Consider the following 19,147-nt stretch of genomic DNA (forward strand, 5'->3'; position numbering starts at 1 on the left):
TCTCCTTGGGGGTCAGGACGGCCCGGGCCACAAGCCCGGACGGCATGCATGCACTGTAGAAAATGCCGTCGCCGCGCACCATTCGGACGGCTACGCGCGGCGCTGCGTAGAAATACGGAGAAGCCAGGCGCGCCGCTGGGCGAGGAGGTGGCGCTTCAGGCGCCTGACGCCGTGTCTGCCAGGCTGGCGTAGCGGCGTATGAGCTGGGCCAGGCTGGGCGCCTCCAGCTTGGCGAAGAGGTTGGCACGGTGCGTTTCCACCGTGCGCGGCGACAGCTCCAGGCTGCGGCCTATCTCCTTGTTGGTCAGGCCCTGCACGATCAGCGCCAGCACCTCGCGCTCGCGTGCCGAGAGCTGGGCGAAGCGCTGCTGCGCATCGCGGTCGGCCTGCTGGCGTTCGCGCGACTGCACATGCTGGCGCACTGCGCCTTGCAGCGCGTCGATCAGCACTTCGTCGTCCACGGGCTTTTCCAGGAACTCGGCCGCGCCGGCCTTGAAGGCGCGCCGGCACATGTCCACCGTGCCATGGCCGGTGAGCATGATCACGGGCTGGTCCACGCCCTGCTCCACCAGCCGGCCCAGCAGGGCCAGCCCGCCGATGCCGGGCATGCGCACGTCCATCACGATGGCGCCTATGCCCTGGCGGTCCAGCCCTTCGAGAAAGGCCAGCGGATCGGCCCAGCACTGCACGCGCAGGCCCACGGTGCCGATCAGCAAGGCCAGGCTGTCGCGCACGGCCTCGTCGTCATCGACCAGATGGATCAGCGGGGACAGGTCTTGGGCAGGCGCGGCGGTCATGGGTTCGGTGGTGGTGGTGGTGTGGATGCGGTGGGGGCGGCGCGTGCCGTGGATGCATTGGCGCATGCACTGGCGCACGCCGCAGGCAGCAGCAGTTCGAAGCGGGCTCCGCTGCCCGGTCCCGAGGCGGCCAGCTCCAGGCTGCCGCCCATGGATTCGGCCAGGCTCTGGCTCAACGTCAGGCCCAGGCCCAGCCCCTGGGCGCGGCCCGTGGCAAACGGGGTGAACAGGCGCTGGCGCATCTCGGGCGCCACGCCGGGTCCGCTGTCCTGCACCGCCACCAGCAGGCGGGTGTCGCGTCGTTCCAGCTCCACCCGCAGATGGCGTGTTGCGGGCGGCTGCTCGTCCATGGCCTGCAATGCATTGACCAGCAGGTTGTGCAGTATCTGCTGTACGGCCACGGGGTCGGCCTGGGCGGCGGGCAGATCGGCTGCCTGCACTTTCATCTGCACCTTGACCTGGACCTGGCGGCGCCGCAGCTCGGGCTCCAGCAGATAAAGCGCTTCGGCAACGGCCTGGTTCAGATCCAGCGGCTCGGCCTGGGGCGCAAGCCCCGGTTGCTCCACCAGGCGGCGCAGCCGGCCTACCACGGCGGACGCGCGCTTGGCCTGCTCGGCCGCCTGCGTCATGGCCTGGCGGGCGGCGTCCATCTCTGGCGGGTCCTCGGCCAGCAGGCGGCGCGCGGCCTGGCTGTTGGACAGCACGGCCGTCAGCGGCTGGTTCAGCTCATGCGCCATGCCTGCGGCCAGTTCGCCCAGCGTATTGAGCCGCGCCACCTGGCCCAGCTGCAGCAACTGCTCGGCGCGGCGGCGGGCCACGCGCTGGCGCAGCAGGGCGCGCAGCGCGGCCACGGCCAGCGCACAACCCAGGGCCCAGCCCAGCATGGCCGTCCAGGGCAGTACCGAGGCGTCCAGCGGCTGGCGCAGGTACAGCACCAGCGGCTGGCTGGGTGAGGCCAGGGTCTTGCTCACCTCCCAGGACCATGTGTTCCAGCCTGGCGAGCCGGTGCTGCCTGGCTGGATCAGGAATTCCTGCCCGCCCAGGGCCAGCCAGGCGCGCACCGGGCTGGTGGCCGGTGGCATGGGCCATTCGTCGGCGGGAATGGTGGAGCGCAGGTCCAGCAGCAATGCATAGCTGGCCGGCAGCCCGGCCTGCACCAGGTACAGGCGGCCCCGGGTGAGATCGGCCAGGGCCAGTTCGGCATGGCCGCTGGCCTGGGAGCGGCGCTCGGCCTCGGCCATGCCATGCGGCCAGGGCGCGGGCCAGGACTCGCCTGCGGCGGCCGAGCGGCGCGCCACATCCAGCACCTGCGGATACAGGCGCGGCAACTGCTTCCATGAGGCCTGGTCGGGCGCGGGCTGGCGCGGCTGCAGCAGCGCCAGCGTGCCCAGGATGGCATCGTGCTGCACCATGCGCTGGCTCAGCAGCCGGTGGGCAATGCGGGCATCGGTATCGAAGACCTCGCGCAGCGACTGCAGGCGAGCGTGCGCCAGCCAGGCCGCGCCGCAGCCTGCGGCCACGGCCCAGGCCAGCACCCACCCCGCTGATCGCTGCCATCCATTCATGGCGCGGATTCTGGCATGCGGCCCGCGCAGGCAGTGGTCTAATCCGCAGCACCCCCACCTATCGCAGCGCAGCATGGCCGAGTCCACTCCATCTACCGCCAACGCACCCGACTGGATGGCGCCGCACAGCCTGCTGCGCATCTCGGTGGTCGTGGCGCTGCTGACCATCGTGCTCAAGACCCTGGCCTGGTGGCTCACGGGCTCGGTGGGCCTGCTGTCGGACGCGCTCGAATCCTTCGTCAACCTGGCCGGTGCCGTGTTCGCGCTGACCATGGTCACCATCGCCAAGCGGCCGGCCGACACCGATCATCCCTATGGCCACCACAAGGCCGAGTACTTCTCTGCGGGCTTCGAGGGCATCCTGGTCATCGGCGCCAGCCTGGCCATCGCCTGGGCGGCGCTGGCGCGGCTGTGGAACCCGCAGCCGCTGGAGCAACTGGGCTGGGGCCTGGCGCTGTCCGTGGTCAGCTCGGCCCTCAACGGGCTGCTGGCCGTGGCCATGCTGCGCTCGGCGCGCCAGCACCGCTCCATGGCGCTGGAGGGGGATGCCCGCCACCTGCTCACCGATGTCTGGACCTCGGCAGGCGTCGTCATCGGCCTGATCGGCGCATCGCTCACAGGCTGGCTGTGGCTGGATGCGGCCGTGGCCATAGGCGTGGCACTCAACATCTGCGTGCAGGGCGCGCAACTGGTCTGGCAATCTTCCCAGGGCCTGATGGACCAGGCGCTGGACGCGCCCGAGCGCCTGCGCATCGACGCCGTTCTGGACCGCCATGCGCACCGCGAGCATGGCGTGGTCTTCGACAACATCTCCAGCCGGCGTGCCGGCGAGCGCAGCTTTGCCGACCTGCACATGCATGTGCCCGGCGACTGGAGCGTGGCCCGCGCCGCGCGGCTGCGCACCGAGATCGAGGCCGAATTGCTGCAGGCCGTGCCCGGCCTGTATGCGCGCATCGAGCTGCTGCCCCTGGGCATGCAGACCGCCATGGAAGCCGCCATCGAGGCGGCAGGCCAGGCGGACACTCCTTCCCCATCCACCGACAAGAACCCGAACCCCGAACAATGATCAGCATCCTGCAGCGCGTGAAACAGGCCCGCGTGGAAATCGACGGCCAGGTCGCCGGCAGCATAGGCCCCGGCCTGCTGGCCCTGGTCTGCGCAGAGCGCGGCGACACCGAGGCCGAAGCCGACAAGCTGCTGGCAAAGATGCTCAAGCTGCGCATCTTTGCCGACGACGCGGGCAAGATGAACCGCAGCGTGCAGGACCTGGACGGGCAGGGCGCCTGCGGCGGCCTGCTCATCGTCAGCCAGTTCACGCTGGCGGCCGACACCGGCGGCGGCAACCGCCCCAGCTTCACGCGCGCCGCGCCACCGGCCGAGGGCGAGCGCCTGTACGACTACATCGTCCAGCGGGCGCGCGCCCTGCATCCCGACGTGGCCACGGGCCGCTTCGGCGCCGACATGCAGGTGCACCTGCTCAACGACGGACCCGTGACCATTCCGCTGTCTATAGCTCCGGCCACCGCGGCATAGCGCGCCGCAGACCTGCTGTTCTGGGGCGGATTCTGGCGCGATCTGCGAGCACGTCCTGGCCGGAACATGCCTGCAAAGCCCGTATTCTTGCGGCCTCAGCATTCATCGACAGACCGACGACCATGAAGAACCATCCGTTCAAAGCCTCCACCCTGGCCCTTGCCATGAGCATGGCCCTGGCGTGGAGCGGCGCGGCCGGCGCCGACACCCTCAGGAAGCCTGCGCTGGACGCGCTGGCCCAGGCGCAGCCGGCACCCACCGACTTCGCCAGCTTCCTGAAGCAGGCCGCGGCCGCGCAGCCTGCCATCGCCCAGGCCGTGCAGCGCCATGCCGCAGGCGCCGCGCTCACGGGGGATGAACTCAACCACATCGCCCGCCTGCTGGGCCTGTACACGCGGCTCACGCAGGAGCAGGCGGTGCTGGCCAGCATCGAGCGCATGGTCGCCCTGCCCACGGTGCGCGATGCCAAGGTGCCGCCGCACGAAAGCCCGGCCATCCTGGCTTTCGGCGAACTGGTGCAGCAGATGGCCAGGGATTTCGGCCTGCAGTACCGCAACGTGGACAACCGCATTTTCGAAGTCACCCTGCCTGCGAACACCGCGAGTGCCTCGAACTCGGGCACCGATGAATTCGGCATCCTCACCCATGCAGACGTCGTGCCCGTCGTCCCCGCCGAATGGGTGCTGGACGGCCAGGCCATCGACCCCTTCAAGGTCACGCGCGTGGGCGACAAGCTCTACGGGCGCGGCACCATCGACGACAAGGGCTCCATCGCCACCGTGCTGTTCGCCATGAAGGCCGTCAAGGACAGCGGCCTGCCCCTGTCGCGCGGCATACGCCTCATGATCGAGACCACCGAGGAAACCGGCGGCGACGCCATGAAGTACTACCAGGGCAAGACCACGCTGCCTGCCTACAACATCGTGCTGGACAGCAAGTACCCGGCCGTCGTCGCGGAAAAGGGCTCGGGCGCGCTCAAGGCCGTGTTCGACGACGTGAAGGCCGACCCCGCCCAGCCCGCCATCACCGCCATGGCCGGCGCCGCCTCGGCCAACGCCATTGCGCAGACCGCCACCGCCACCATCACGGCCGGCGACGAAGCCGCCATCGAAGCCATCGCCGCGCGCCTGCAGGCGGCCAAGGGTGACTTCACCACCAGCTATGCAGGGCAGGGCGGGCCGTTCACCATCGACATCCAGCGCAGCGGCACCGCAGCCACCGTCAAGGTCACGGGCACCTCGGCCCACGGCTCGCGCCCTGAGGAAGGCGTCAACCCCGTGCCGCGCCTGACGCTGTTCCTGCAACAGGTGCTCATGCCCACCGATGGCGTGGCCCTGGTTCAGCCCAATGCCTACAGCAACGCCCTGCGCTACATCAACGGCGCCTTCGGCCTCGACTACTTCGGCAAGCAGCTGGGCGTTGCCTATGCCGACGACTTCATGGGCCCGCTGACCCTGTCGCCCAACCTCATCAAGGCGGCAGACGGCAAGCTGGAAGTCACCACCAACGTGCGCATGCCGCGCGGCAAGACGCCCGAGCAACTGCGCACCGAAGTCGAGCAACGCATCACCCGCTGGAGCGCGGCCGCCAAGGTCCCCCTGACCCTGCAATACACCCAGGGCAACTGGATGGCGCGCGACCCCAAGGGGGCCTGGCTGTCCACCCTGCTCAACATCTTCGGCGACACCACGGGCCTGGACGCCAAGCCCGTGCCCACGGCCGGCAGCACCACGGCCAAGCTCATGCCCAACGCCATCAACTTCGGCCCTGCCATGCCCGGCAAGAAGTACACGGCGCACAACGCGCTCGAATACAAGGAACTGCCCGACCTGCGCGCCGACATGCAGATGTTCACAGAAATGCTGGTGCGCATCGGGAATCTGAAGCAGATGCAGTGATCATTCACTGGGATGTAAAGAAAGGCGCCTTGTGGAAGCAAGGCGCCTTTTTATTCCTGGGACAAGCCATTGAAGGGGATTGGCAATTTGATACAACTGCCTGCGGGAGGCTGCAATGCAGGATATCAAGGGCCAGGATCTCAAGACCATTCTCCATTCCAAACGCGCCAACATCTATTACCTTGAGCACTGCCGTGTCCTGGTCAATGGCGGGCGGGTGGAATATGTGACCGATGCCGGCAAGCGCAGCCTGTATTGGAATATTCCCATTGCCAACACCACCAGCATCCTGCTGGGCACCGGCACCTCCATCACGCAGGCGGCCATGCGGGAACTGGCCAAGGCGGGCGTGCTGGTCGGCTTTTGCGGCGGCGGCGGCACGCCTTTGTTCAGCGCCAATGAAGTCGATGTGGAAGTCGCCTGGCTCACTCCGCAAAGCGAGTACCGCCCCACTGAATACCTGCAGGCCTGGGTCCAATTCTGGTTTGACGATGAACTGCGCCTGCATGCCGCCAAACAATTGCAGGCTTTGCGATTGCAGCGGCTGCAGCAGGAATGGGGTGCACGTGCCTTGCGTGAATCCGGCTTTGCCGTGGATATGGAGCGCCTGAAGGCGCTGGTGCAGCAATTTGCGGCGCTGATGGCCAATGCGCCCGATGTCATGACACTGCTGACCGATGAGGCACGGCTGACCAAGGCCTTGTTCAAGCTCGCCGTGGACGCCGTGGGATATGGCGAATTCACGCGCGCCAAGCGCGGCACCGGCACCGATGCAGCCAACCGCTATCTGGACCATGGCAACTACCTGGCCTACGGACTGGGCGCCACGGCCACCTGGGTGCTGGGCCTGCCCCACGGCCTGGCCGTTCTGCATGGCAAGACGCGGCGTGGTGGCCTGGTGTTCGATGCGGCCGACCTGGTCAAGGATGCGGCCATCCTGCCCCAGGCCTTCCTGTCGGCCATGCACGGCGACGACGAGCCGCAATTTCGCCGCCAATGCATCGAGGCGCTCACGCGCAGCGAATCGCTGGACTTCATCATCGACACGCTCAAGCGCATTGCCGTTGACACGGCGCGCATGGCCGGCGCGCCCACAACGCCCACAACGCCCGGCGCTGCGCAGGAGGCCGACACATGAACGTGCTCTTCGTCTCCCAGTGCAGCAAGCGCGCCCTCACCGAAACGCGCCGCATCCTTGACCAGTTTGCCGAGCGGCGCGGCGATCGCACCTGGCAGACGCCCATCACCGCGGCTGGGCTCGACACCGTGCGCAAGCTGCTGCGCCAGAGCGCGCGCAAGAACACCGCCGTGGCCTGCCACTGGATACGCGGGCGCGACCACAGCGAACTGCTGTGGATCGTGGGCGGCGGGCGCCAGTTCAACGCCGAAGGCGCCGTGCCCACCAACACCACGGCCAGTAACGTGCTGCGCGCAGAAGACGAAAGCCACTGGCACCACCTGCCACTGATCACGGCGCTGGCCGCTTTGGCGGCCCTGGTGCATGACTTGGGCAAGGCCACCCAGGCATTCCAGGACCGGCTGAACAATCCTGGCCTGCGCGAGCGCAACCACTACCGCCATGAATGGGTGTCGGTGCGGCTGTTCCAGGCGTTCGTGGGCGGCGACAGCGACATGGCATGGCTGCAAAGGCTGGCAGCCTGTGTGGATGAGGCCGCCAATGCCCGGGCCTTTGAGGCGCAATGGCTGGATCACCGCAGCGGCCGCCTTCTGCGCGATGGCCTGGACGAGCCGCAGGCCAGCCAGCATCTGCCGTTCAAGGCGCTGCCGCCGCTGGCCACCGCCGTGGCCTGGCTGGTTCTGACACACCATCGGCTGCCCTGCATGCCGGTCGCTGCAGGCCGGCAGGAGTCCGACGACGAGCTGGAGCCCGACCGCCGCCAATGGTGCCGCTTCGGCGCGCGCCCGCGCTTCGTCAACAGCAATGAGATCGAGCAGCTGCTGCAGCGCATCACAGCCGACTGGAACGAGCCGCGCGAGAAAGCCGAGCCGGCGAAGGTGCAGGCCCATTGGGACTTCCCGCAGGGCCTTCCGGTGGCCACGGCAGCCTGGCGCAAGCAGGCGGCGCGCTATGCGCTCAAGCTGCAGGAGCTGGCGGGCCGGTCGCTTGACGCTGCAAGCCTGGGCGATCCGTTCACGCTGCACCTCTCGCGCCTGTGCCTGATGCTGGCCGACCATCACTACTCCAGCATCGAGGACGAAGCGCGCCGCCAGCCTTTCCGCAACGCGGGCTATCCGCTGTACGCCAATACCCGGCGCAAGAGTGCAGCTCCAGGCGCCGCGTCCGCTTTCAACCAGACGCTGGACGAACACCTGCTGGGCGTGCAGGCCCATGCCACGCTGGTAGCGCGCTCGCTGCCCACACTGGCGCGCAGCCTGCCGGCCCTGCGCAGCCATCGCGGCCTCAAGAAGCGCAGCAGCAACGCGCGCTTCCAGTGGCAGGACAAGGCCGCCGACCTGGCTGCCAGCGTGCGCCACCGGGCCGCCAGCCAGGGTGGCTTCATCGTCAATATGGCCTCCACAGGCTGCGGCAAGACGCTGGGCAATGCGCGCATCATGAATGCGCTGGCCGACCCGGGCGTGGGCATGCGCTGTGCCTTCGCCATCGGCCTGCGCACGCTCACGCTGCAGACGGGGCGGGTGTTCCAGAGCGACCTGGGCCTGGGCGACGACCAGCTCGCCATCAAGGTCGGCGGCGCGGCCAGCCGCGCGCTGTTCGAGTACTGGGAAGCGCAGGCCGAGGCCACGGGTTCGGCCTCGCGCCAGGCGCTGCTCGACGAAGGCGGGCAAGTCCTGTTTGACGGCAATGACCAGCACCCGCTGCTGCAGCGCCTGACCGACGATGCGCAGGTGCGCTCGCTGATCGCCGCGCCCGTGCTGGCCTGCACCGTGGACCACCTCACGCCCGCCACTGAAAGCCTGCGCGGCGGCCGGCAGATCGCGCCCATGCTGCGCCTCATGACGGGCGACCTGGTGCTGGACGAGCCCGATGATTTCGACATGGCCGACCTGCCCGCGCTCACCCGGCTCGTGCACTGGGCGGGCCTGCTCGGCTCGCGCGTGCTGCTGTCCTCGGCCACATTGCCGCCAGCGCTGGTGGAGGGGCTGTACCTGGCCTACCGCGCCGGGCGCGAGATCTTCCAGCGCCATCGCGGCGAGCGGCCCGGTGAGCCCGTGGCCATCTGCTGCCTGTGGGTGGACGAATTCCACCAGCAGGCACTGGACTGCGCCGATGGCGCAGGGTTTCGCACAGGCCATGAAGGCTTTGTGCAAAAGCGCGTGGCCCAGCTCGCCCGGGCCGAGGTGCGGCGCCTGGCTGCCATCGCTCCCCTGCCTGCCGGCTGGCAGGGACTGGACCCGGCCGCGCGGCGCCGGGATTTTGCGCGCATCGCGCTGGAGCATGCATGGCAGTTGCACCAGCAGCCGGGCAACCATGGCATCGACCCCGCCAGTGGCAAGCGTGTGAGCTTCGGCCTCATCCGCATGGCCAACATCGAGCCGCTGTTCGACGTGGCCCTGGCAATGTACGGCCAGGGCGCTCCTGCACCGGGCGTGCGTGTGCACCTGTGCGTCTACCACTCGCAGTTTCCGCTGCTGGCGCGTTCCAGCATCGAGCGGCACCTGGACACCATGCTGGACCGCCGCACCCCCGACGGCGCAGACCCCATCTTCCAGAGGCCGGCCATCCGCGCATTGCTTGATGCCAACAATGAGGCCGATCACCTCTTCATCGTGCTCGGCTCCCCCGTCACCGAAGTGGGCCGCGACCACGACTATGACTGGGCCGTGGTCGAGCCCTCGTCCATGCGCTCGCTGATCCAGCTGGCCGGACGCGTGCGGCGCCACCGGCCGGGTGCGGTGCAGGAGGCCAACATGCGGGTGCTGGACAGCAACCTGCGCGCTTTCGAGCATCCAGGCCGGGCGGCATTCTGCAAGCCGGGTTTCGAGATGGAGCCGGTGGATGACAAGGCGGACACGGCGCGGTACTTCCACCTGCGCTCGCATGACCTGCAATCGCTGCTGGCCAAGCACACCAAGGGCGAGCCCCTCTGGCCCGTGGATGCCCGCGCCCGCATCGAAGTGGCCAGGGAGCAGTTCCACCCGGCCAGGAACCTCGTGGACCTGGAACACGCCCGCATGCACGACACCATGCTGCCGCGCCCCGCAGACAGCCCGGATGCCACGCCGGTTTTGCGCGCCGCCAGCCTGCACTGGGCCAGCCCTGCCTGCTTCTGGCTCACGGGCCTGCTGCCGCAGTTCCAGCGCTTTCGCTACGACCCGTTGCCGCGCGTGGATGTGGTGTTTCTGCCGGACGAGGAGGAAGAGGGCCTGCAACTGCACCGCGTGGTCGATGGCCAGCGGCGGGGCGACAAGCTCCATGTGCTGGTGCAGGACAGCCTGCTGCACCGGGAGCCCTTGGACTTACGGAAGGGGACGGTCACTGCATGGGGGCAGGCCGACCTGATGCAGGAACTGTTAGCCCTGGCGGAGGGCAAGGGGCTGGCGCTGGATGCCTGTGCAAGCAAGTACGCCACGGCCAGCCTGCCCGACAAGGCACAGGGCTGGCGCTGGCATGGCGTGCTGGGCTTTGTGGGCCGGGCCTGAGGATCAGGCGGTATGCAGCTGCATCGGATGAACTTGCCTCACGGACGCCTGCAACTCCGCGTTCAGCTCTGCCGTGCGCAGGTCGTAGGCGGTCTGAAGGTTCAGCCAGGACTGCGCGTCGCCCCCAAAGAAGCGGCTCAGCCGCAGCGCCGTGTCGGCCGTGATGCCGCGCCGCTCCAGCACGATGTCGTTCACGCGCGAGGCGGGAACGTGCAGGTGCCTGGCCAGCGCGTTGGCGCTCATGTCCATGGGCTTCAGGTAGTCCTCGCGCAGGACTTCACCTGGGTGTATGGGGCGCATGCCGTTTTTAAGCATGTCTTTCTCCTGTGCCCCTCATTGCCGGGAGGCGCCGGTTCCCAAGCCGCCGATGCGGCAGCGAAGGCATGTCATTGTTCGTCAGTGGTAATCCACTATCTCTACGTCAACCACTCCCTTTTCCGTCCAGACAAAGCAGAGGCGCCACTGGTCGTTGATGCGGATGCTGTGCTGGCCCTGCCGATCTCCCACGAGCATTTCCAGGCGATTGCCAGGAGGGCTGCGCAGAAATTCAAGTGTCACAGCCGCATCCAACTGAGCCAGCTTGCGCTCCGCCACGCTCTGGATGTTGGCGAACCGGCGGGTCTTGCCGCTGGTGAACAGGCGCTGGGTTTCCGGGCACTTGAAGGAAGTGATCGCCATAAGTCAGGAATTTTATACCGTTTACCGTTATTCGGTATAACGCTTTGCAGCAGAAAGGAAACGAAGCGCAGAGGAGCAAGACCACCCGCACCGTTCGTTGAAGGACATCGTTGCAGACCACGCAGATCGTGGGTTTGTTCTGAATTTCTTGCAAGGAGGAGAAGCAATGCCGCCCACCCCAAGCGCCATGCGTTGGCATGACGCCATCGCCATCTTTATCCAGGAACGGCTTCAGGCCAAGCTGGACAAGCTGGCCGAAGATGACCCCAAACGACAGGAGCTGCTGGCTCAGCACCAGCGCGATACCTGGATGGAAGACGCCGCCCGCCGGGTGACGCAAATCCAGGCCGTCACCCACTCCCTCAAACCCATACACCCCGATGCGCGCGGCACCAATCTCTATGTGGAGCCGGCCGGCCTGCCAGCGCTGCAAGAACTGGGCAGCCATGCGCTGGGGCAGTCCTTCTCTGGCGATGTGGTGGGCAATGCGGCGGCGCTTGACGTCTACAAGTTCCTCAAGGTCGAGGTGGACGGCACCAGTCTGCTGGCCGCGCTGCTGGCGCAAGACCCGGGCGCGCTCCAGGCCCTGCATGAGGACCCGCAGCAGGCCATGGGCTTGCGCGATGCCTTCGTAGGCCTGACCCAGCCGCGCGCGGGCGCACCCAGTTCGCACACGCGGGCCAAGCAGTTGTACTGGCTGACGGGCAGCGATGCCTGTGCCGATGAAGGCTATGAATTGCTGGCGCCGTTGTTTGCCACCTCGCTGGCGCATGCCGTGCATGCGCAGGTGCAGGAAGACCGCTTTGGGGAAAGCAACAAGGCGGCCCGGCAGGCGCGGCGCGAGCGCAAGGCGCATGACGGCGTCTTCCATGACTACCCTGGGCTGGCCGTCCAGAAGATGGGAGGGACAAAGCCACAGAATATTTCCCAGCTCAACAGCGAGCGTGGCGGGGTCAACTACCTGCTGGCGTCGCTGCCACCGGTCTGGCGCAGCAGCGATGTACGGCTGCCGGTGCATGCCAGCTCCGTGTTCGACAAGCTGTTCATCGGCCGTCCCGAGGTGCGCAGCACGGTGCGCAAGCTGCGTGCCTTCCTTGCGACCGACCCGGAGCCCAACCTGCAAACGCGCGAGCGCCGCGAAGCCTTCGTCGATGCGCTGATCGATGAAATGGTCTCGCTCGCCGGCGAAGTGCAGCAGGCCCTGCCAGCTGGCTGGAGCTGCGACTCGGAACGCTTCGGCAAGCTGGTGCGTGAAGAGCAATTGTGGCTGGACCCATTGCGGGCCGAACTGCGCGATGAAGCAGATTTCGCCCGCGAATGGCTTTGGATGGACTGGCCTGCCGAGGTAGGCAAGCGCTTTGCCAACTGGCTCAACAGCCAGCTGTTCGGCCAGTTGCCTGTGGGCGACGCCGAGGCGCGTGTGTGGCGGAAAGAACTGCTGACCGATGAGGATGGTTTTGTGCAGCAGTTGCGCGAACTGCGCAAACGGCTTGAAGACAGGGAGGACGCGCAATGAGCCAGTCTCCACAAGCGCTTCTCGTTTTCCCCCATCTGCGCGTCCAGAACGCCAACGCCATCTCCAGCCCGCTCACGCACGGCTTCCCCTCCATCACCGCCTTCACCGGCCTGATGTGGGCGCTGGAGCGCAAGCTGGCGCAGGCCGGCATCCCCTTGCGCCTGCACGCAGTGGGCGTGGTCTGCCACCACCATCAGGAGCAGGTGACGCAGGGCTATGTGCGCAGCTTCAACCTCACGCGCAACCCGGTGGACAAGGACGGCAGCACCGCCGCCATCGTGGAGGAAGGGCGCATCCACCTCGACATCTCCCTGGTCTTCACCGTCTCGGAAAAACGCGTCCCTGGCTCCAACTCGGCCCCGACCCTGGTGCAAAGCGCTGCCGAGCCGATGCAGCAATGGGCCGATGAAGCCGGGCAAATCCTGTCGCAAATGCGGGTGGCCGGCGGCAGCCTGCTGCCATCGCGCGCCGCGCCCGGCAGGCGTGTGCGCCCCAGGCTGGCCGTGCTGGCAGAAGACGCCACCGAGCGCAGCCGACAGTTCCGCGAATGGCGGCGCCAGTGGCTGCCGGGCTTCGCCCTGGTGGGGCGTGACGACCTGCTGGCCGACCGCCTGCACAGGCTGCGCGACAAAGCGGCGCACACCACGCTGCTCGACGCCTGGCTGCATGCATCGCGCTTCAACCACGAGCCCGTGTCAGTGGCCGAAGGCCAGCCCCCGCCTGCCGATGGCAAGCATCCATGGGCAGACCCCTGGCGCGGCCCCGGCAGCGGCTGGATCGTGCCTGTGCCCGTGGGCTACGCGGCACTCTCGCCATCACATGCCGCAGGCGAAGTGCTCAACGCCCGCGATGCCACCACGCCGCTGCGCTTCGTGGAGTCGGTCTATTCGCTGGGCGAATGGATCAGCCCGCACCGCCTCACCCATCTGGAGCAACTGCTGTGGCATGCGCAAACCGATGAGGAGCGGGGCCTTTACCGCTGCCGCAGCGGCTACGTGCCAGACCCCGCAGCCGTGGCCGACCCTGACGACGCCGCAGCCCAGGAGCAGGAAGACGACGACAGCTATGCATACACCTGACCAGCGTCCTTGCACCGCCGCCTTTCACACCGTATTGCCAAAGGATTGAACACCATGTCCAGCACCCTCAAGACCGCATCCGTCCTCGCCTTCGAACGCAAGCTCGACCCCTCCGACGCTGTCTTCCACGCAGGCAACTGGGATGACCGGGCGGCCTCCGCCTCCTGGCCCTCCGTCAAGCTGCGCGAGAAATCCGTGCGCGGCACTATCTCCAACCGCCTCAAGACCAAGGACCAGGACCCGGCCAAGCTCGACGCCGCCATCGAGAACCCCAACCTGCAGACCGTGGACGTGGCAGCCCTGCCCGCCGATGCCGACACGCTCAAGGTGCAGTTCACGCTGCGCGTGCTGTCTGGCGCGGGCACGCCGTCTGCCTGCAACAGCGCCGAATACCAGGCCAGGCTCGCGCAGACCGTCCAGACCTATGCCTCGGCCCAGGGCTTTGCCGAACTGGCCAACCGCTATGCGGCCAACCTGGCGAACGGGCGCTTTCTGTGGCGCAATCGCGTGGGCGCGGAAAGCGTGCAGGTGCAGGTGGTGCAGCTCAAGGATGGCAAGGCCGGGCAGGCATGGTCGTTCGATGCGCTGGCCCACAACCTGCGCACGCTGGAGCGGCCTGACGAGAAAGTGGCTGCGCTGGGCAGCGTGATCGCGCAGGGGCTTGAGGGCAAGGCCCATGTGCTGCTGCAGATCACCGCCTTTGTGCGCCTGGGCGCGGGCCAGGAAGTCTTCCCCTCGCAGGAACTGATCCTCGACAAGGGCAGCACCAAAAAGAGCAAGACGCTCTACCAGATCGGGGAAAAAGGCCAGGAGGTCGCCGCCATCCACTCCCAGAAAATCGGCAACGCCCTGCGCACCATCGACACCTGGTACGACGGCGCGCAGGACCTGGGCCCCATCGCGGTCGAGCCCTACGGGTCCGTCACCACCCAGGGCAAGGCCTGGCGCCAGCCCAAGCAAAAGCAGGACTTCTACACCCTGCTGGACGACTGGCTGCTCAAGGACAAGGTGCCGCCCGTCGAGCAGCAGCACTTTGTGATGGCCGTGCTGATCCGCGGTGGTGTCTTCGGCGATGCGAGCTGATGGCCATGACCTCGCACTACATCGACATCACGCTGCTGCCTGACCCGGAATTCAGCCACGCCCACCTGCTGGGCGCGCTGGTCGCCAAGCTGCACCGCGCGCTCGTGCAACTGGGCAGTGCTGACATAGGCATCAGCTTTCCCGGCTACAGCCTGCGTCCACGCACTCTGGGCACCATCCTGCGCCTGCATGGCAGTGAAGCCGCGCTGCGCGGCCTGATGGAACAGCCCTGGCTGCAGGGCATGCGCGATCACGTGCACTGCACGCCGCCAGCTTTGGTACCAGAGGGCGCCGTGCCCTACCTGGTGCAACGCCGGCAGTTCAAGACCAGCCCCGACCGCCTGCGCCGCCGCCGCATGCGGCGCAAGGGAGAAACCGCTGAACAGGCTGCGGCCGCCATCCCCGACAGCGTGGAGCGCACCCCGGACCTGCCCTACGTTCAACTGCGCAGCGCCAGCACCGGCCAGCCGTTTTGCCTGTTCGTGGAGCAGAAAGCGGTGCAGGGCACGGTGGGCCAGGAAGGCTTCAATACCTACGGGCTGAGCCTGGGAACTGCTGTTCCCTGGTTCTGACCCTTTTTCTGGCGGCCTGAAGACTGCCTTGTAAATCAACAGCTTGGCGGATGCCCCGGAATTTGGGGTGTTTGCCAGCTGGAGGTGAAAGCTCTTTCAAAATCAATGGATTGGGGAATTTTTCGCCTAGTTCGCTGCCGCGTAGGCAGCTCAGAAAGCCTATACCGTGATGGTGGCCAACCTCAAGGAGTTCGCTGCCGCGTAGGCAGCTCAGAAAACGGAGGAACTCGAAAAAGCCGAGCTGGCAGCGTTCGCTGCCGCGTAGGCAGCTCAGAAAAGCACTGCGCAGCCATTCGGCGACGGCTGGATGTTCGCTGCCGCGTAGGCAGCTCAGAAATGCGGCCAGCGTGATGGCGCGGCCCTGGGCGTGTTCGCTGCCGCGTAGGCAGCTCAGAAATGTGATCGCCACCAGATCCGCGGCTTCGGCATGTTCGCTGCCGCGTAGGCAGCTCAGAAAATCGACTCCCTTGCGAACAACCTGGACACCCTGTTCGCTGCCGCGTAGGCAGCTCAGAAATGCGCCGCGCCATGGCCGAGCTCGACACCATCGTTCGCTGCCGCGTAGGCAGCTCAGAAATCAAGCGCCATCGCCTCCTCCGTCTGCACAGGGTTCGCTGCCGCGTAGGCAGCTCAGAAATTTTCTCTGCCGGTGGGTCACAGGGGCAGGGCGTTCGCTGCCGCGTAGGCAGCTCAGAAATCAAAGCCCGAGTACGACGCAATCTACGAAGCGTTCGCTGCCGCGTAGGCAGCTCAGAAAAGTTGCTGGCCACGATCCGCAGAAGCGGTAAGGTTCGCTGCCGCGTAGGCAGCTCAGAAAAGTCATGAACCTTGCGCGCGCCGGCTTCACCAGTTCGCTGCCGCGTAGGCAGCTCAGAAAGAGATCCGCGCCAAGGCGGATACCGACATCAAGTTCGCTGCCGCGTAGGCAGCTCAGAAACGCATCCCACACGGCGATATTGGGCGGCGCACGTTCGCTGCCGCGTAGGCAGCTCAGAAAACGGGGTCCCAGGGGTTCGGCCCGGGTGTGCCGTTCGCTGCCGCGTAGGCAGCTCAGAAAAGTCCGAAACTCTGTGCGTTGTCGATGTTTGGGTTCGCTGCCGCGTAGGCAGCTCAGAAAGAAGCCACCCAGGCCAGCGCAGCGCCCGGCAAGTTCGCTGCCGCGTAGGCAGCTCAGAAATTCGTGGTCAAAGATCCGAGCGGCACACAGGTGTTCGCTGCCGCGTAGGCAGCTCAGAAAATGGTCCAGCCCAGCTTTTCCGGACCCAGGGCGTTCGCTGCCGCGTAGGCAGCTCAGAAAGTGCCCATGGCCGGCAACTACGAAGTCCGCCCGTTCGCTGCCGCGTAGGCAGCTCAGAAATCTTCCAGGAATTCCCCGAATCGCTCCTCCGTGTTCGCTGCCGCGTAGGCAGCTCAGAAACTCACGACCACATTGCTTGCATTGGGGTGCGCGTTCGCTGCCGCGTAGGCAGCTCAGAAACAGAACCGCCCGATCTTCGTGCCGGGCTACGAGTTCGCTGCCGCGTAGGCAGCTCAGAAAACGCTGACGGCCGCAGGCTCTTCCATCATCGGGTTCGCTGCCGCGTAGGCAGCTCAGAAACCGCCCTCGTCGCCCAGCAACTGCTTTTCGTCGTTCGCTGCCGCGTAGGCAGCTCAGAAATGCAGGCCTGCTTTGATGGCCTTGGTCTTCGTGTTCGCTGCCGCGTAGGCAGCTCAGAAAATCCGCTCAACTGCTCACATCGGGCCGGTCGAGTTCGCTGCCGCGTAGGCAGCTCAGAAAGCAGCGAGAAGGCCATGCTGTCCCAGCGCCTGGTTCGCTGCCGCGTAGGCAGCTCAGAAATGGTCCACCGCGCTACGTGAAGCAGACCCCATGTTCGCTGCCGCGTAGGCAGCTCAGAAAAGAACGCTCAGGGATCACCCATGGAGGCCGCCGTTCGCTGCCGCGTAGGCAGCTCAGAAAAGAACGGATGAGCGATGAGGCAAAGCATCGACGTTCGCTGCCGCGTAGGCAGCTCAGAAAAATTAGCGCGGCCCGAGAGGTGGATCTGTGAGGTTCGCTGCCGCGTAGGCAGCTCAGAAATTGAGGCAGCTCCAGCTGCCGTTATCAAAAACGTTCGCTGCCGCGTAGGCAGCTCAGAAATTGGCCTGGACCTGGGCGCTGTATGCCTGGACGTTCGCTGCCGCGTAGGCAGCTCAGAAACAGTCGATGGGGTTCATGACCACCCCCGTGGAGTTCGCTGCCGCGTAGGCAGCTCAGAAAATGGACGACAGCGAAGCTGAATGGCAGGCCAAGTTCGCTGCCGCGTAGGCAGCTCAGAAATGTGAGCGTGACACCAATCTCTTTCTTCACGAGTTCGCTGCCGCGTAGGCAGCTCAGAAAAGATCGTGACCGCGATTTTGGCGCTCCTGGGCGTTCGCTGCCGCGTAGGCAGCTCAGAAAAATGTAAGTCGGGAGAGATCCGCGTTAATGGTGTTCGCTGCCGCGTAGGCAGCTCAGAAATGGTGGCGCTTGGCCTGCTTGGTGGCGTGATAGTTCGCTGCCGCGTAGGCAGCTCAGAAAGAGATGGCGTTGGCCGCCACGTTGGGCATGCCGTTCGCTGCCGCGTAGGCAGCTCAGAAATGACATACGTGTGGCAGTGCACGCCGCTGCCCGTTCGCTGCCGCGTAGGCAGCTCAGAAATGCGGGACCAAGCCATTTGGGGCCAGGGCGAGGTTCGCTGCCGCGTAGGCAGCTCAGAAATGACCTGGCCGGACCACCCGCATCACCACCGCGTTCGCTGCCGCGTAGGCAGCTCAGAAAGCCAACTTGGATGGACTGGTTGATCGTCTTGGGTTCGCTGCCGCGTAGGCAGCTCAGAAAGTGGCCATCAGACGGTACTGCGTCCAGCCTGCGTTCGCTGCCGCGTAGGCAGCTCAGAAAGTCGCCTATTTCACGCCTGATCCCGAAGTTGCGTTCGCTGCCGCGTAGGCAGCTCAGGAAAGCACCGGGGCCTGCATGCCGGCAATGGCGGCGTTCGCTGCCGCGTAGGCAGCTCAGAAACGCCCCAGTCTGGCGTTGGCGTCTTGCCCGACGTTCGCTGCCGCGTAGGCAGCTCAGAAATGCAGAGATCGATGGCGTTTGGCGGCAGCAGTGTTCGCTGCCGCGTAGGCAGCTCAGAAATCAATCTCAGGCACGCCAAACCATTCCGGCATGTTCGCTGCCGCGTAGGCAGCTCAGAAATTGAGCCCGCGCAGATCAACGTGGCCGGTCTGGTTCGCTGCCGCGTAGGCAGCTCAGAAATGAGCAGCGCGACTGCGGCAAGCCCACGCGCCGTTCGCTGCCGCGTAGGCAGCTCAGAAAATGACGCGCGAGCACCCCAACACCACGAGCTGTTCGCTGCCGCATAGGCAGCTCAGAAATTTGGTCTTTCCCCTGATGTCGTACAGGGCACGTTCGCTGCCGCATAGGCAGCTCAGAAAATACAGGCTGTCACCAGCAGTTGGTCTGCACAGTTCGCTGCTGCATAGGCAGCTCAGAAAGGCGCCAAAGCAGACTTTGGACAGGATGTGGCGTTCGCTGCCGCATAGGCAGCTCAGAAAAATCCAGGTCCTGGGTATCCAGGATCAGGGCCGTTCGCTGCCGCGTAGGCAGCTCAGAAAGCGCCCCACTGGGCACAAGGAGAGCTGACATGGTTCGCTGCCGCGTAGGCAGCTCAGAAAAGAGATCACGGCGAGCTTGTTGCCAGGATAGTGTTCGCTGCCGCGTAGGCAGCTCAGAAAAGACCAACCTCGAATTCCTTGGCGGTCGAGCAGTTCGCTGCCGCGTA

General features: G+C 66.2%; 13 protein-coding genes and 1 CRISPR repeat array (1 of these 14 cut by a window edge). Of the genes, 9 read left to right on the forward strand and 4 right to left on the reverse strand.

Annotated features, from left to right (window positions below):
* Positions 1 to 155: 155 nt before the first annotated feature.
* Positions 156 to 797, reverse strand: coding sequence for a response regulator transcription factor (locus tag BO996_RS06205; RefSeq protein ID WP_071957038.1), 642 nt, complete (start codon positions 795 to 797; stop codon positions 156 to 158).
* Positions 794 to 2,362, reverse strand: a complete 1,569-nt coding sequence (locus tag BO996_RS06210; protein ID WP_071954286.1) for a sensor histidine kinase — start codon at positions 2,360 to 2,362, stop codon at positions 794 to 796. Before BO996_RS06210 ends, BO996_RS06205 begins: the two co-directional genes overlap by 4 nt.
* Before the next feature lie 73 nt (positions 2,363 to 2,435).
* Here BO996_RS06210 and BO996_RS06215 point away from each other — a divergent pair, with 73 nt between their 5' ends.
* The 5 genes from BO996_RS06215 (at position 2,436) to cas3f (ending at position 10,416) form a co-directional block, all read left to right on the forward strand.
* On the forward strand, positions 2,436 to 3,428 hold the full coding sequence (locus BO996_RS06215) for a cation diffusion facilitator family transporter (protein WP_071954287.1): 993 nt from the start codon (positions 2,436 to 2,438) through the stop codon (positions 3,426 to 3,428).
* Positions 3,425 to 3,895, forward strand: a complete 471-nt coding sequence (gene dtd, locus BO996_RS06220; RefSeq protein WP_016451888.1) for a D-aminoacyl-tRNA deacylase — start codon at positions 3,425 to 3,427, stop codon at positions 3,893 to 3,895. The genes BO996_RS06215 and dtd overlap by 4 nt, the downstream gene beginning before the upstream one ends.
* A 122-nt stretch (positions 3,896 to 4,017) precedes the next feature.
* Positions 4,018 to 5,793 (forward strand): dipeptidase, encoded by a 1,776-nt coding sequence (locus BO996_RS06225; RefSeq protein ID WP_071954288.1) that lies wholly within the window; start codon positions 4,018 to 4,020, stop codon positions 5,791 to 5,793.
* Between the two features lie 115 nt (positions 5,794 to 5,908).
* Positions 5,909 to 6,931, forward strand: coding sequence for a type I-F CRISPR-associated endonuclease Cas1f (gene cas1f, locus BO996_RS06230; protein ID WP_071954289.1), 1,023 nt, complete (start codon positions 5,909 to 5,911; stop codon positions 6,929 to 6,931).
* Complete coding sequence (cas3f, locus tag BO996_RS06235; RefSeq protein WP_071954290.1) at positions 6,928 to 10,416, forward strand: type I-F CRISPR-associated helicase Cas3f; 3,489 nt, start codon at positions 6,928 to 6,930, stop codon at positions 10,414 to 10,416. The genes cas1f and cas3f overlap by 4 nt, the downstream gene beginning before the upstream one ends.
* 3 nt (positions 10,417 to 10,419) lie before the next feature.
* Here cas3f and BO996_RS06240 read toward each other — a convergent pair whose 3' ends face one another.
* Complete coding sequence (locus BO996_RS06240) at positions 10,420 to 10,731, reverse strand: HigA family addiction module antitoxin (RefSeq protein WP_012203141.1); 312 nt, start codon at positions 10,729 to 10,731, stop codon at positions 10,420 to 10,422.
* A gap of 81 nt (positions 10,732 to 10,812) precedes the next feature.
* Positions 10,813 to 11,094 carry a type II toxin-antitoxin system RelE/ParE family toxin gene (locus BO996_RS06245; protein WP_043789322.1) on the reverse strand — a complete coding sequence of 94 codons (282 nt, stop codon included), beginning with the start codon at positions 11,092 to 11,094 and terminating at the stop codon, positions 10,813 to 10,815.
* Between the two features lie 166 nt (positions 11,095 to 11,260).
* Here BO996_RS06245 and csy1 point away from each other — a divergent pair, with 166 nt between their 5' ends.
* The 4 genes from csy1 to cas6f are packed head-to-tail and all read left to right on the forward strand — an operon-like array spanning position 11,261 to position 15,344.
* Entirely contained in the window at positions 11,261 to 12,610 is a 1,350-nt protein-coding gene (csy1, locus tag BO996_RS06250) for a type I-F CRISPR-associated protein Csy1 (protein ID WP_071954291.1), read from the forward strand.
* Positions 12,607 to 13,689, forward strand: coding sequence for a type I-F CRISPR-associated protein Csy2 (gene csy2, locus BO996_RS06255; RefSeq protein ID WP_071954292.1), 1,083 nt, complete (start codon positions 12,607 to 12,609; stop codon positions 13,687 to 13,689). The genes csy1 and csy2 overlap by 4 nt, the downstream gene beginning before the upstream one ends.
* 54 nt (positions 13,690 to 13,743) lie before the next feature.
* Positions 13,744 to 14,772, forward strand: coding sequence for a type I-F CRISPR-associated protein Csy3 (gene csy3 / locus BO996_RS06260; protein WP_071954293.1), 1,029 nt, complete (start codon positions 13,744 to 13,746; stop codon positions 14,770 to 14,772).
* 5 nt (positions 14,773 to 14,777) lie between these two features.
* Positions 14,778 to 15,344 (forward strand): type I-F CRISPR-associated endoribonuclease Cas6/Csy4, encoded by a 567-nt coding sequence (cas6f, locus tag BO996_RS06265; RefSeq protein WP_065345397.1) that lies wholly within the window; start codon positions 14,778 to 14,780, stop codon positions 15,342 to 15,344.
* A gap of 129 nt (positions 15,345 to 15,473) precedes the next feature.
* Positions 15,474 to 19,147: a CRISPR direct-repeat array (repeat unit 28 nt; unit sequence GTTCGCTGCCGCGTAGGCAGCTCAGAAA); it runs 73 nt beyond the window's last position.

The sequence above is a fragment of the Delftia sp. HK171 genome (genome assembly GCF_001886655.1).
Classification (GTDB): domain Bacteria; phylum Pseudomonadota; class Gammaproteobacteria; order Burkholderiales; family Burkholderiaceae_C; genus Comamonas; species Comamonas acidovorans.

Excerpts from the sequence above, each read along its gene's own strand:
- BO996_RS06225 (WP_071954288.1), top strand. The coding sequence starts at position 4,018 with ATGAAGAACCATCCGTTCAAAGCCTCCACCCTGGCCCTTGCCATGAGC.
- dtd (WP_016451888.1), top strand. The coding sequence starts at position 3,425 with ATGATCAGCATCCTGCAGCGCGTGAAACAGGCCCGCGTGGAAATCGAC.
- cas3f (WP_071954290.1), top strand. The coding sequence starts at position 6,928 with ATGAACGTGCTCTTCGTCTCCCAGTGCAGCAAGCGCGCCCTCACCGAA.
- cas1f (WP_071954289.1), top strand. The coding sequence starts at position 5,909 with ATGCAGGATATCAAGGGCCAGGATCTCAAGACCATTCTCCATTCCAAA.
- cas6f (WP_065345397.1), top strand. The coding sequence starts at position 14,778 with ATGACCTCGCACTACATCGACATCACGCTGCTGCCTGACCCGGAATTC.
- BO996_RS06215 (WP_071954287.1), top strand. The coding sequence starts at position 2,436 with ATGGCCGAGTCCACTCCATCTACCGCCAACGCACCCGACTGGATGGCG.
- csy3 (WP_071954293.1), top strand. The coding sequence starts at position 13,744 with ATGTCCAGCACCCTCAAGACCGCATCCGTCCTCGCCTTCGAACGCAAG.
- csy2 (WP_071954292.1), top strand. The coding sequence starts at position 12,607 with ATGAGCCAGTCTCCACAAGCGCTTCTCGTTTTCCCCCATCTGCGCGTC.
- BO996_RS06205 (WP_071957038.1), bottom strand. The coding sequence starts at position 797 with ATGACCGCCGCGCCTGCCCAAGACCTGTCCCCGCTGATCCATCTGGTC.
- csy1 (WP_071954291.1), top strand. The coding sequence starts at position 11,261 with ATGCCGCCCACCCCAAGCGCCATGCGTTGGCATGACGCCATCGCCATC.
- BO996_RS06245 (WP_043789322.1), bottom strand. The coding sequence starts at position 11,094 with ATGGCGATCACTTCCTTCAAGTGCCCGGAAACCCAGCGCCTGTTCACC.
- BO996_RS06240 (WP_012203141.1), bottom strand. The coding sequence starts at position 10,731 with ATGCTTAAAAACGGCATGCGCCCCATACACCCAGGTGAAGTCCTGCGC.
- BO996_RS06210 (WP_071954286.1), bottom strand. The coding sequence starts at position 2,362 with ATGAATGGATGGCAGCGATCAGCGGGGTGGGTGCTGGCCTGGGCCGTG.